The 12,927-nt window shown below is 49.1% G+C and carries 11 protein-coding genes and 1 riboswitch; of the genes, 9 read left to right on the forward strand and 2 right to left on the reverse strand.

The window, feature by feature from the left end:
- The first annotated feature begins 40 nt into the window (after window positions 1–40).
- From HPT30_RS25530 to HPT30_RS25555, 6 genes are all read left to right on the forward strand, one after another.
- On the forward strand, window positions 41–2,407 hold the full coding sequence (locus HPT30_RS25530; protein WP_175374119.1) for an endonuclease MutS2: 2,367 nt from the start codon (window positions 41–43) through the stop codon (window positions 2,405–2,407).
- 33 nt (window positions 2,408–2,440) lie between these two features.
- Window positions 2,441–2,860 carry a DUF350 domain-containing protein gene (locus tag HPT30_RS25535; protein WP_066373746.1) on the forward strand — a complete coding sequence of 140 codons (420 nt, stop codon included), beginning with the start codon at window positions 2,441–2,443 and terminating at the stop codon, window positions 2,858–2,860.
- A gap of 122 nt (window positions 2,861–2,982) precedes the next feature.
- Window positions 2,983–3,519 (forward strand): hypothetical protein, encoded by a 537-nt coding sequence (locus HPT30_RS25540; RefSeq protein WP_175374120.1) that lies wholly within the window; start codon window positions 2,983–2,985, stop codon window positions 3,517–3,519.
- Between the two features lie 68 nt (window positions 3,520–3,587).
- Window positions 3,588–4,799, forward strand: coding sequence for an MFS transporter (locus HPT30_RS25545; RefSeq protein WP_175374121.1), 1,212 nt, complete (start codon window positions 3,588–3,590; stop codon window positions 4,797–4,799).
- A 35-nt stretch (window positions 4,800–4,834) separates the two neighbouring features.
- Window positions 4,835–6,448, forward strand: coding sequence for a DcuS/MalK family sensor histidine kinase (gene dcuS, locus HPT30_RS25550; RefSeq protein ID WP_246317447.1), 1,614 nt, complete (start codon window positions 4,835–4,837; stop codon window positions 6,446–6,448).
- Window positions 6,445–7,173 carry a response regulator gene (locus tag HPT30_RS25555; RefSeq protein ID WP_175374122.1) on the forward strand — a complete coding sequence of 243 codons (729 nt, stop codon included), beginning with the start codon at window positions 6,445–6,447 and terminating at the stop codon, window positions 7,171–7,173. Before dcuS ends, HPT30_RS25555 begins: the two co-directional genes overlap by 4 nt.
- Window positions 7,174–7,285: 112 nt before the next feature.
- Here HPT30_RS25555 and HPT30_RS25560 read toward each other — a convergent pair whose 3' ends face one another.
- Window positions 7,286–8,668, reverse strand: a complete 1,383-nt coding sequence (locus HPT30_RS25560) for an amino acid permease (protein WP_175374123.1) — start codon at window positions 8,666–8,668, stop codon at window positions 7,286–7,288.
- 127 nt (window positions 8,669–8,795) lie between these two features.
- Window positions 8,796–8,876: riboswitch (glycine riboswitch) on the reverse strand.
- A gap of 289 nt (window positions 8,877–9,165) precedes the next feature.
- Between HPT30_RS25560 and HPT30_RS25565 the strand changes: the two genes are divergently transcribed.
- Window positions 9,166–10,731, forward strand: coding sequence for a flavocytochrome c (locus tag HPT30_RS25565; protein ID WP_175374124.1), 1,566 nt, complete (start codon window positions 9,166–9,168; stop codon window positions 10,729–10,731).
- A gap of 104 nt (window positions 10,732–10,835) precedes the next feature.
- Here HPT30_RS25565 and HPT30_RS25570 read toward each other — a convergent pair whose 3' ends face one another.
- Window positions 10,836–12,068 carry an NAD(P)/FAD-dependent oxidoreductase gene (locus HPT30_RS25570; RefSeq protein WP_175374125.1) on the reverse strand — a complete coding sequence of 411 codons (1,233 nt, stop codon included), beginning with the start codon at window positions 12,066–12,068 and terminating at the stop codon, window positions 10,836–10,838.
- A 161-nt stretch (window positions 12,069–12,229) separates the two neighbouring features.
- On the opposite strand from HPT30_RS25570, the gene HPT30_RS25575 reads away from it, so the two are divergent.
- Both HPT30_RS25575 and HPT30_RS25580 read left to right on the forward strand, forming a co-directional pair.
- Window positions 12,230–12,463, forward strand: a complete 234-nt coding sequence (locus tag HPT30_RS25575; RefSeq protein WP_175374126.1) for a hypothetical protein — start codon at window positions 12,230–12,232, stop codon at window positions 12,461–12,463.
- Between the two features lie 54 nt (window positions 12,464–12,517).
- Window positions 12,518–12,877 carry a spore coat protein gene (locus HPT30_RS25580; RefSeq protein ID WP_175374301.1) on the forward strand — a complete coding sequence of 120 codons (360 nt, stop codon included), beginning with the start codon at window positions 12,518–12,520 and terminating at the stop codon, window positions 12,875–12,877.
- The last annotated feature ends 50 nt before the right edge of the window (window positions 12,878–12,927 follow it).

Raw genomic sequence — 12,927 nt, forward strand, 5'->3', positions numbered from 1 at the left:
GGTATAATGGAATCATCTATGAAGGGAGTTGTGACTGTAATTGGACGACAAAATTTTGCATACGCTTGAATATCGCAAGATTTTAAATAAATTAATGCAATATACGCAGACCTCGATGGGGCGTGAAATGGCGGAACAGCTAAGACCTTCCGGTGATTTTGAAGGCGTTAAGCTGCTGCTGAAGGCTACCGATGAAGCTGCCAACGTGGATCGTCTGAAGGGCATTCCATCGTTTGGCGGAATTACCGACATCAAGGCGGCGCTGAAGCGGGCGTCTATTGGTGGACTGCTTGGAACGCATGAACTGCTTTCTGTCGGCTTCACAATTGGCGGAGCACGCAGAATCAAGCGTTTTTTGGCTGCAATGCATGAGGATGAGGCTGTTGAATCTTTGTTTGCCCTCAGTGATCTTTTGTCAGAGCAGAAGCATGTAGAAGATGCCATCCGCGCGTGTATTGACGAGAATGCTGATGTGATGGATTCCGCCAGCCCTGAGCTGGCGAATATCCGCCGCGAGCTGCGCGGGGGCGAGGCCAGAATTCGCGAAAAGCTGGACTCCATGATCCGCTCCTCCTCGGTATCCAAGATGCTGCAGGATCAGCTCGTCACGATCCGCGGCGACCGATTCGTAATTCCGGTCAAAGCCGAATACCGCGCTCACTTTGGTGGTATTGTGCATGACCAATCCGGTTCCGGTGCGACCCTGTTCATTGAGCCTGAATCCATTGTGGCGATGAACAACAAGCTGCGGGAGACACGGCTTCGTGAGGAGCGGGAAGTGGAGATTATTCTGCACCGGTTAACGGCTCTGGTCGGTGACATCGCGGAAGAGATGACATACGATGTCGATATTCTGGCCGAACTGGATTTTATATTTGCCAAAGCTCGTCTGGCCCGGGATATGAAGGCTTCCCAGCCGCGAATGAATGACCGGGGATACCTCAAGCTGCGCAAGGGGCGTCATCCGCTGATCCCGGCAGAGCATGTAGTGCCGCTGGATGTGGAACTCGGGAACCAGTACAGCACGATTATCGTTACCGGACCAAATACCGGCGGTAAGACCGTGACCTTGAAGACGATTGGGCTGCTGAGTCTGATGTCCATGTCTGGTCTGTTCATCCCGGCGGAGGAAGGCAGCCAGATGTGCGTGTTTGACGCAATCTATGCTGACATTGGCGATGAGCAGAGTATTGAGCAGAGTCTTAGTACCTTCTCCAGCCATATGACTAATATTATTTCCATACTGCGCAAAATGACTCCGAAGAGCCTCATCCTTCTGGACGAAGTCGGTGCGGGTACGGACCCGGCGGAAGGATCGGCGCTGGCTATCGCGATTCTGGAGAACATCCACCGGACGGAATGCCGGATGGTGGCGACTACCCACTATAGCGAGCTCAAGGCCTACGCTTACGAGCGCAAAGGGGTCATCAACGCCAGTATGGAGTTTGATGTACAGAGCCTTAGCCCGACATATCGGTTGCTGGTCGGCGTGCCTGGACGAAGCAACGCATTTGCGATAGCAGAGCGCCTCGGCTTGCCGAGTGCTATTCTGGAGCATGCGCGCGGCGAGGTCAAGGAAGAGGATCTGCGCGTAGAGCATATGATCGCTTCCCTCGAAGAGAACCGCCTTGGCGCGGAGAACGAGCGGGAGAAGGCGGAGCATATCCGCCGTGAAGCCGAGGAGTTCCGCAGTAAACAGAAGCAGGAACTGGAGAAGCTGGAGAGCCAGCGCGACAAGCGTCTGGAGAAGGCCGAGAAGGAAGCCAGCGATATTCTGGACAAAGCGCGCAAAGAAGCTGAACAGATCATTAGTGATCTGCGCAAGCTGGCGCTGGAGGAAGGTGCTTCGGTTAAGGAGCATAAGCTGATCGAGGCCCGGCGCCGTCTGGATGAAGCTGAGCCCGCGCCGCGCAAGAAAGCAGCTTCCCGCACAGCGGTCAAGCCGCCCAGGCAGATTGGACCTGGAGACGAAGTGCGGGTTTACAGCCTGAATCAGAAGGGTCATGTTGTGGAAATGAGCGGTTCCAAGGAAGCAGTAGTGCAGCTAGGCATTATGAAGATGAAGGTGCAGCTGGATGATCTGGAACTGGTCGCTGCCCAGAAATCGGGCAATCCCACGCCACTGCGGCAAGCTACGACCGTCAAGCGTACGCGCGACGAGAATATCCGCAGGGAGCTGGATCTGCGCGGGGCCAATCTAGAGGAAGCGCTGCTGGAGACGGATCGCTTCATCGACGAGGCGTTCCTCGGCAACCTGGGCCAAATTGCGATTATTCACGGCAAGGGAACCGGGGTATTGCGGTCAGGCATTCATGATTACCTTCGCAAGCACCGGAATGTTAAGAGCTACCGTCTAGGCAATTATAATGAAGGCGGAGCAGGCGTGACGGTAGCCGAGCTGCAATAGCGAAGGAACCATGTGGAGGAGAGAAGGGTGAGCATGCAGGAAAATGTTGATCTTTTGCTGAGGCATCCGCTGGGGTCGCTGCTTGGCTACTTCACCGTAGCAATCTTGGGGCTGGTTGTATTCCTCTCCTTTTTTGAAATGGTGACGAAGTATAACTGCTGGGAAGAAATTCGCAAAGGAAATGTAGCGGCGGCCATGGCAACGGGAGGCAAAATCTTCGGAATTTGCAACATCCTCCGTTTCAGCATCCAGGCCGGGGCTTCGATTTACGAGACGATGAAATGGTCGGTTGTGGGCTTTTTGTTGCTGCTGTTGGCCTATTTTCTCTTTGAGTTCCTAACGCCCGTATTTTCTATTGATGAGGAGATTGCCGCAGACAACCGGGCCGTAGGCTTGACCGCACTGCTGATCTCGGTATCCTTATCGTATGTTATTGGAGCTTCCATCATGTAGGAGGAAACCATGAAGATTTTAACCCGGGTCCTGTTTGGTTGCGCCGTTGCTTTTTTGCTCGGTGGCATCATATATCTGACGATTAATTAAATATCAAGCATGTTAAGAAGGAGATTTTAAAGATGGAAACGACTGTATGCCCTTGGTGTGATACCGAAATTGTGTGGGATGAAGAATTCGGACCCGAGGAGTATTGCCCGCACTGCAACAATGAGCTGAAAGGCTACCGGACAGTGAATGTCACCAGTGACGATCTGGAGGACGAGCTGGAAGTGAAAGAGGACACGGACGAAGAGTCTGTGAATGACGAAGACCTGTGGGATGACAGTGAAAAGGATGGCGTAGTGCCTATTTTCAACACACTGGAACAATTCCGGGACGATTACGATCTCCAGAAGTATGAACAGAACAGCTCTGCTATTCTGGCGCAGCAAGAAGAAGCACCGGAATGCCCGCAGTGCCATGAATTGCTGTTGCTTGCTGGAACACAGGAAGTGAAGGAGTTCGATCCTTCGACCCCGGCTGTCCTTGGCGGACCTGTACTGAAGGCCCCGTTCTCACTGAATGTATTCGTCTGCCCGTCTTGCTTCCATGTCCAGCACAATCTGGCACAGAAGGACCGGGTACAGCTTGTTCGCAATTTGAGCATCGGCAGCTAGGGAATTGATCAATTCCTGCCTGTATGGGCATGATATTCAGGATCATGGCTATAGGCAGGGGGACAATCATGAAGGCTGCATCAACAAAGGTTCAGGCTTCGCTGCTGCTGGGAGTGAACGGTTTGTTTTTACTGGCGGGAGCGTTGTCGGGTACGTTTCTTAACGTTTATTTATGGAAAAGCCGTCAGGATTACATGATGATCGGCTGGTTCACCGTGGCCCAGCAGATTGCGCTGGGCCTTAGTTTTTGGCTTGCAGGTAAATGGGTCAAGGAGCGCAACAAGATGAACGCTCTGCGGACCGGCATTGCCGTTTCAGGTCTTTTTTATCTGATCGTGCTGGGAATTGGCGGAAATGCGATTCAGTATATCTGGCCGCTAGGCCTGCTCCTGGGTGTGGCTATCGGATTATTCTGGCTAGCTTTTAATATCGTCTATTTCGAGATTACGGATGCCGCAAACCGTGACTTCTGGAACGGCTGGATGGGACTCTTGGGCTCGCTGACAGGGATAGTTGGACCTTGGGCTTCAGGGAGGTTAATCTCTTCTTTATCCGGAGACCGCGGTTATCGGATCGTATTTATGATCTCGCTCGGTATCTACGGAGCAGCGGTAGGGCTAAGCTTTTTTCTCAAAAAGCGCAAGAGCGAGGCGGATTACGGTTGGCTGGAGCCATGGCGGCAGCTGAAGGGTTCAGGCCAGTGGCGAAGAGTGGCTGCAGGTCTTTTTTTTCAGGGCTTGCGAGAAGGGGTCTTCTCGTTTCTAATTGGTTTGCTGGTCTTTGTTGCCGCTAAGGAAGAGAGCAAACTCGGTCAGTTTGCACTGGTTACATCTGCAGTCTCGTTAGTTAGTTACTGGATTGCAGGTAAGTTCTTTAAGCCCACATACCGGTCTGCCGGTATGCTGATTGGCGGAGTGCTCCTGGTTGGAGTGATTACGCCGCTGCTGTGGCAGGTGAACTACGGAACTTTATTGATCATGGGAATGGGTACCTCGCTGTTTATTCCGTTGTATATGCTGCCGATGACATCAACCAGCTTTGATCTGATTGGAGCATCTGAAGAAAGCGTGAGCAATCGGGTGGAGCTTGTCGTGCTGCGGGAGTTAAGTTTGATGTGTGGCAGAATACTGGGTATCCTGGTGTTCATTGCTGTGTTGTCTGTCAACCGATCTCCGCGTACGATAACAGTGCTGCTGTTGGTGCTTGGGTTTGCACCGCTGGGGAGCTGGCTGGTCCTTAGGCGTTCTTTGTCCCGTCAGGAGGACAGGCATCCGGTCTAAAACGTTTTATTTTATTGTTATGGGAGAGGCCTACATTGGTCAAAAGAAAACGGATTAACAGCATGGTGACGACGATTGCCATCATGGTGTCCGCAGTGGTGTTTTCCGTACTGCTTGTACTGTATATTATCTTCATTAATCATATTTTACCCCAGACCCGGAAAGCATTGGAGGGTAAGGCCCTAAGCATCGCCCACACAGTTGCCCTGACACCGCTGGTGTCCAAAGGCCTGGAGGAGGGTGTAAGCAAGGATATTCAAGCTTATACGGGCAAAATCGCTCGTCGCAATGATAGTCTGTTCGTAGTGGTACTAGATATGAAGAGTATCCGCTACTCGCATCCCGATCCAGCCCTTATTGGCAAGCCTTTTGTTGGCGGAGGACAGGAATTTGCGATGCAGGGCGAGGACAGCATTTCGGTGGGCTGGGGGACAATGGGCAAATCCTTGCGCGCATTCGTGCCGGTATATAACGACAAAGGACATCAGGTTGGAGTTGTTGTCGTCGGCTTCTCCATGAAACGGGTACATGATATTATAAAGAAAAACGAGTGGACCATCATCTTGATCCTGTTATCCGGGGCCCTGCTTGGCACTTTAGGCGCTATTGTGCTTGGGAAAAAGATTAAGAAGATGATGTTCGGGATGGAGCCATCGGAAATTTCAAGACTGCTGGAAGAACGCAGTGCCATGCTGCAATCAGCCCGTGAGGGCATCATTGCCATAGACGCTGAGGCGCGAATCACGTTGATTAATGTGGAAGCAGAACGACTGTTAACGGCTGCCGGAATTACCGGAAAGGCCTTGGAATCATACATAGATGATTATTGGCCAGCTCTGCGCCTGGATAAGGTCTTGAAATCAGGCGATGTGAAGCTGGATGAAGAAATTGACCTGAATGGGATCTCTCTGCTGGCTAACAGTTTGCCGATTCGTGTGGGTGGCGAGATTGTTGGAGCGATCGTCACTTTCAGAGATATGACTGAAATTACCCAACTTGCAGCGCAGTTATCCGGGATATCCGTTTACGCGGATGCGCTGCGGGCAGGTGCACACGAATATATGAACAAACTGCATGTCATTTTGGGTATGACCCATATGGGAATGTATGATGAACTGCAGCAGTATATTTCCGGAACGGTAAGCAATTACCAGAGCGAGATTGGTTCCATCACAAGAGCAATCAAAGATCCGGTTATGGCGGGATTTCTGCTAGGGAAATTAAGCAGGGCCCGCGAGGACGGCATTAACCTTGTGCTGGAGGAAGACAGCTATCTGCCGGAGTCAGCCCAAGCGGAGATAACCCATGAGTTGATCACGATTGCCGGCAATCTGCTGGACAATGCAAGGGATGCCCTAAGCGATATGACGTCTGAAAACAAGGAAATACGGCTGGCCTTTTACTATGACGAAGGCCGTTTGATCTGTATAGTCAGGGATAACGGTCCCGGCATACCGGAACCGCTGCAAGAGAATATCTATACGCAGGGCTTCTCCACAAAAGGGGAGAACCGGGGGATGGGACTCCATCTGGTCCGGCGAAGTGTGAATAAACTGAACGGACATTTGCAGTTGCTTCCCGGTCATGATCCAGGAACAGTTTTTGTGGTAAATGTGCCGTATTTGACTAAAGGTGATGAGTCTAGATGATTAACGTAATAATCGTGGAAGATGATCCGATGGTAGCGAAGTTTAACCGGCATTATCTGGAGCAGATGGATGGGTTTCGGTACACGGGATGTGCTGCTTCAGTTGAAGAGGCTAACTTACTGCTGGCGAGCCAAAAAGTGGATTTGATTCTTTTGGATATCTATATGCCAAAGAGTAACGGGCTTCAGCTATTATCCTTTTTACGTGAACAAGGAAGTACGGTAGATGTGATTGTTATATCGGCAGCCAGTGATAATGTCAGTATCCGCAATGCCTTGCAGCATGGTGCAGTGGATTATCTGATCAAGCCCTTTGAGTTTGCCCGCTTTCAGGCGGCATTGACCACTTACCGGGAGAACCACCTGCTGATGAGGCATAGGGAAAATCTTAATCAGGAACAATTGGATAAGCTTGTCCGGCATCGGGGGGAGACAGAGAAGACTCCTGTCGCAGTGTCTACTGCTCCCGTGCTTCCCAAAGGGCTCAGTGAGAGTACCTTGGACAACATCTGGGAGATCATCCACAGTCTATCACAAGATTCCTTCTCCACTGACGATATTTCTACAAAGGCTCCTATCTCCAGAATATCGGTGCGCAAGTATTTGATGTATCTGACGGAGATTGGCGCGTTGTCTATGGAGATCAGCTATGGGGCGATAGGGCGTCCAGTATATATGTACAGGGTAATGCCAGAGGGGCACACAGGTGAATCTCCTAATATATGAGTGGACAAGGTGTTTGTAAAGAGGCTGTAAAGCCTGAAATTGCGAGAACCCCAGGTCATTACGACCTGGGGCTTCTTTAAGTGTGTAGAATGGTACAGAACGTCGCTCAGGATCAGCCTTTTGGATTGATCGTGTTGATATCATGGTTGTTGTTGCTCTTATTGCTACGTATTGAATACAGTATGAACAGTAATATGAACCATAACGGGGTAAACAATAGAGCCGGTCGTGTCTCTTCTGCGAAGAGCATTATGATGAGAATTACGGCAAACAATGTGAGGACCGCATAATTAATAGCCGGGGTGAACGGTGCTTTGAACTTGGATTTAGCCTGTAAGTCCGGCCGAGTCTTCTTGTACTTGATATGGCATACTAGAACAACACCCCAAACCCATATAAAACAAATTGCACTTATAGTAGTGACGATCCCAAAAGCTTGACCTGGAATGATTTTACTTAATAAAGTACCAACCGATATAACCAGCGTAGAAATAAATAACGAGTTCCCTGGTACATGATTTTTATTTAGCTTGGCAAAATGAGGGGATGCTTGGTTCTTTTTGCTCAAACTATAAAGAATCCGGCTTGTCGAGAACATCCCGCTGTTGCAGGCGGAAGCGGCTGAAGTTAATACGACGAAATTAATAATTCCCGCAGCGATGGGTATTCCTATTAAACTAAAGGTTCGCACGAATGGACTTTCCGCCGGACTGAGTTCTGTCCATGGGTTAATGCACAGGAGGACAAACAGTGCGCCAACGTAAAAAAATAGGATCCGCAAAGGGATTTTATTAATAGCAGATGGAATGTTTTTCTCTGGATTGGATGTCTCCGCTGCCGAAACACCAACTAATTCCACGCCGACATAAGCGAATACCACCATTTGAAAAGAAAATAAAAAACCGGAGGCGCCGTTTGGAAAAAAGCCGCCATGTTCCCAGAGATTGCGTACAGTTACCGATCCTGCATCCGTTTTGAGTCCCATGATCAGCAAAACCACCCCGATGCCGATCAGGGCAAGAATTGTGATTACTTTGATTAACGCGAACCAAAATTCCAATTCCCCGAAATTTTTCACAGTTAATAGATTGAGCCCTAATAAAATGATCAGGCAGACGATGGCCGGTACCCACTGCGGGATATCAAACCAATAGTTCACGTATATGCCAACGGCGATAACATCAGCCATAGCTGTCATGATCCAGCAGAACCAATAGGTCCAACCCGTGATAAACGCAGCTCGGGGGCCAAGATAGTCTTCAGCAATGTCCGTAAACGATTGATAACCTGCCTTAGACAACAGAAGCTCTCCCAATGCTCTCATTACAAAAAACACAGCAATCCCCACGATTAAATACGTGATCATGATAGAAGGACCTGCTTGTTGAATCGCTTTGCCCGATCCCAGGAATAATCCCGTCCCAATGGTGCCGCCAATAGCGATGAGCTGAACATGCCGATTAGCCAGCTCTCGCTTTAATTCTGTTTGTGCCATACCTGTTTCCCCCTAAATGGATATAATGCCAATAAAAAAGAGACTGGATGTCATCCAATCTCTAGGTAAAAAGAATATTAAATAATATTTGCCCCGCTAATGATAATCAGCATGACAAATATATATTCAGTACTCTTCTGTCCTTTTGCCTGAGATTGTGAACCCTTCGGCGCCGCAGATTACCTGCGGTCTCTCCAGAAGCTGCTCCTGCTATAGTGTGATCCATAGCAATCATAGCTTGTGATTTATGAAGTTTATGTTTGAGTAGCGACGGTGTTCTGATATGCAACATATTACATTTAATGTGAATATACGAACAGTGATAAAAGTCTCTCTGTCACGTAGATGATATATTATAACATGAAATTCATTAAAATTATGAAGTATCTGTTACTTTAATGACGAAACGTTTTCTTTAATTACGTAAACTATCATGAACAGCACTTTTACGGTTATGATTAATTGTGAAAAAATGCACAAGGGGGCAATTATAAATTATGAAAAAGAAATCAGTGGCTGCGCTTATTCTCATTCTTGCTGTTATGCTCGTGATCGCAGGGTGCGGGAATAGTAGCAATAACAGCAGTAAAGGCAACTCCGTCAATAACAGCAGCAGCGGGAACAAGAATCAGGACAACAAGGAAGCGGCAAAGGAAGCAACCACAGAAGCTGTTTCAGGAGCATCGGAAGCAAGCTATACACCGCTCGATCAACTGAAGGATACATACGATATCATTATTGTCGGTGCAGGTGGGGCAGGGATGTCTGCCGCGCTGGAGGCTAAAGCCAAAGGAATGAACCCTGTTATTTTCGAAAAAATGCCGGTGGCCGGCGGGAATACAACCAAATCCTCTTCGGGAATGAACGCATCGGAAACGAAGTTCCAAAAGGAGCAAGGCATTGCTGACAGCAATGATTTATTTTATGAAGAGAGCTTAAAGGGTGGGCATGATACGAACGACAAAGAGATGCTGCGTTTCTTCGTTGACCATTCCGCAAGTGCTATCGACTGGCTCGACTCTATCGGAATTAAATTGAACAATATCACCATCACAGGTGGTATGAACGAGAAGCGTACACATCGTCCTGAAGACGGCTCCGCAGTAGGGCAATACCTTGTTAAAGGTCTAGTGAACAATGTTCAAGAGCAAGGAATCCCGCTTTTTGTGAACGCCGATGTCAAGGGAATTACCGAACAAGATGGCAAGGTCAATGGCGTCAAAGTCATCTTTGACCAAGCGGATGAGAAAACCATTACAGCGAAGGCGGTCGTTGTGACAACCGGAGGTTTTGGGTCCAACAAGGAAATGATCTCTGAAGTCAGACCTGATTTAGACGGATATGTGACAACCAATCAAATCGGCAGCACAGGCGACGGCATTCAGATGATACAGAAGCTTGGTGGTGTAACTGTCGATATGGATCAGATCCAAGTTCACCCGACGGTGCAGCAAGAGAAATCCTATCTCATTGGGGAAGCTGTTCGCGGGGAAGGAGCTATCCTCGTATCCAGCGAAGGTAAACGATTCACCAACGATCTGGGTACTCGTGATAAAGTAACCGCCGCAATCAATCAACTTCCTGAAAATGCAGCCTTTCTGGTCTTTGATTCTGGCGTGAAATCCAGAGTTAAGGCAATCGAACAATATGAGAAGATGGGCTTCGTGATCCAAGCCGATTCTATCGAGACATTGGCTCAAGAAATGGGCGTGCCAGGTGATCAATTGCAAAAAACACTGGATACCTGGAACAGCTCTGTAAAAGGTAAAAAGGATGCCGAATTCGGCAGAACAACAGGGATGGACAACGACTTGTCCAGCGCGCCCTACTTTGCGATTAAAATCGGTCCTGGGGTTCATTACACGATGGGCGGTGTGAAAATCAACACCAACACAGAAGTTCTAAATAAAGAGGGTAACCCTATTACAGGTTTGTTTGCTGCAGGTGAGGTGACAGGGGGGCTGCATGGTCAAAACCGGATCGGCGGGAACTCGGTTGCGGAAATCATTATTTTCGGCCGCCAAGCGGGGATCAAATCTGCAGAGTTTGTAAAAGCAAACTAAGAAATACCATTCATCCTCATATCTGAAAATAAACAAAAGCTTGGACTGATTCCAGTCCAAGCTTTTGTTGTAGGTGTAGTCACAACTATATACAGCTCGTCTTTTCATAAAACGCTGTGGGGTGAAGGCTTGGATGAACGGGTCAACGAGAACAGTTCCAGTTCCGGCCTGTGCTTGCCGCCAAGAGTGTCCGTCAATAGCTCTGCCGCAATATTGCTGTAGGCAGTGCCGTTGCCGCCGTAGCCTTCAATGAAGTAACTATGTGGATAGTCCGGGTGCGGCCCAATATAGGGCAGGCCGTCACGCGTTGTTCCAAATACGGCGCCCCAGGCGTATTCAGCCTCTATGCCGCGGATTTCCGGGAACAATGCTTCCAGCTCCTCCAGCAGCCTTTTACCCTGGGAGAGAACTCTAACCTCACGCTGCTTGTCATCGGTCAGAGGTTCATCCTTACCACCGGCAATAATGCGTCCCTCCGGAGTGGTTCTGAAGTAAAGGTAAGGACGGGCTGTTTCCCAGAGCAGGCTTTGCTCGTGCCATTTGGGAAGCTCTTTTAAGGGACGGGTCATGATAGCATATGTATTAATCAGTTCGGCACCCCGGTCCTTCTTCATCTCCTGTGTCTCATATCCCATAGCAAAAATAACATTCTTCGCAAAAATCCGCCCATGCCGGGTGTGGCAAATCACGCCGTCTTCCTTAAACTCATAATGCTGTGCTTTGGTCTGTTCGTATACACGAGCCCCATTCTTGGCCGCCTGATGGATCAGGCTATGCACCGTTCGGAAGGGATTGGTCTCCGCATCACCCCTGGAGTATAGGCCTGCTGGTTTGGCAAAAGAGTACAGTGAAGCAATCTGGTCCTGCTCCCAAAACTCCGAATGAAAGCCGTGAGTAGTCAGATTCCGGTGCTCCTCACGCAGCGCGGACACATCCTCTGGCTTACTGGCATACAGCAGGCTGGAGCGGGGAATGATTTGTGGGTCCATATCCAGCTTAGCAGGGAGACCAAGGATGTTGCCAAGTGCCTTTTGACACAACTTATAGAACATCACGCCCTGATCCTCTCCAAACGTGTTGATACAAGCAGTCAATGACTTGTCATTAGAGATCTGCAATAGCCCGGTGTTAGCGTGTGAGCTTCCGCCAGCTACGGATCGTTTGTCGATCAAGATCACATCTGCTCCGTTCACGGACAGCTGATAGGAAGTCATGGCTCCGCCCATTCCGCCGCCTACTATCAGACACTCACAATAGGCATCTCCTTGCAACACCGGGTAAGCAGGCGGATTCAGCAATGTATCACTCCAGGGCGTTTGCCCGCTGATTAATTTCATCGTCGATCTCCCTTTCGTATCTTCCGGCGTAGTATTCGCAGTAAACGATGGACTCATGCATGTTTTGCCTGTGCTGCTTTGCGCTTTTTGGCACATAATGTGCTGGGCACAGGGTCATACTAATGTTGGTTTGAACCATCTATAAGGAGGGAAAACATCATATGCAATCTACACAAATGCAGGCACTCAGCGGTAAAGAGCTGGAATACATCGCCGACTCCATTTCTAATGAGGATTTGCTGATCAAGCAACTGGCGGCTACAGCTGGATCCACACAGAATCAGGCCGTCCGCCAAATCTGCATTCAGCATATCCAAAGTCATACCCAGCACATGGGCATGTTGACACAAATGCTTCAGCAGCACCAGCAATATGCCCCAACGCAGCCACAATAACACTATTCCAACTTTAAGGAGGTTATCTTAGTGAACGCACAAAACGGATCATTTATGGCGGATGAGGACCTGATGAATACGGTGCTGGCCGACCTGAAACGGACGGTACGCGAATATACCACTGCCGCAACAGAATCTGCCTGTCCATCCGTTCGTCAAGCCTTCAACAATTTGACGATGGATACGCTGCGCCTTCAAGGGGATTTGTATACCCATATGTCGCAAATGAATATGTACACAGCTCCCTCCAAGGCCTTGCGTCAGGATGTGGATAAGCAAATTCAGACTGCACAGCAGACACAGCAAAAATGCCAGCAGTTTGTGCAGCAAAAAACAGGGGGAGTAGGCGATTATAGCCATAATCCCAGCGTGACTCATCAACAGAACAATTCACATAATTCTTACTATATGTAACCCGGCATTGAAGCATGTGAAGCAGATGGACATGACTGTCTGCCAGCTAT

The sequence above is a fragment of the Paenibacillus agri genome, assembly GCF_013359945.1.
GTDB classification, from domain to species: domain Bacteria; phylum Bacillota; class Bacilli; order Paenibacillales; family Paenibacillaceae; genus Paenibacillus_AQ; species Paenibacillus_AQ agri.

Excerpts from the sequence above, each read along its gene's own strand:
- HPT30_RS25535 (WP_066373746.1), top strand. The coding sequence starts at position 2,441 with ATGCAGGAAAATGTTGATCTTTTGCTGAGGCATCCGCTGGGGTCGCTG.
- HPT30_RS25560 (WP_175374123.1), bottom strand. The coding sequence starts at position 8,668 with ATGGCACAAACAGAATTAAAGCGAGAGCTGGCTAATCGGCATGTTCAG.
- HPT30_RS25540 (WP_175374120.1), top strand. The coding sequence starts at position 2,983 with ATGGAAACGACTGTATGCCCTTGGTGTGATACCGAAATTGTGTGGGAT.
- HPT30_RS25575 (WP_175374126.1), top strand. The coding sequence starts at position 12,230 with ATGCAATCTACACAAATGCAGGCACTCAGCGGTAAAGAGCTGGAATAC.
- HPT30_RS25555 (WP_175374122.1), top strand. The coding sequence starts at position 6,445 with ATGATTAACGTAATAATCGTGGAAGATGATCCGATGGTAGCGAAGTTT.
- HPT30_RS25570 (WP_175374125.1), bottom strand. The coding sequence starts at position 12,068 with ATGAAATTAATCAGCGGGCAAACGCCCTGGAGTGATACATTGCTGAAT.
- HPT30_RS25580 (WP_175374301.1), top strand. The coding sequence starts at position 12,518 with ATGGCGGATGAGGACCTGATGAATACGGTGCTGGCCGACCTGAAACGG.
- HPT30_RS25545 (WP_175374121.1), top strand. The coding sequence starts at position 3,588 with ATGAAGGCTGCATCAACAAAGGTTCAGGCTTCGCTGCTGCTGGGAGTG.
- HPT30_RS25565 (WP_175374124.1), top strand. The coding sequence starts at position 9,166 with ATGAAAAAGAAATCAGTGGCTGCGCTTATTCTCATTCTTGCTGTTATG.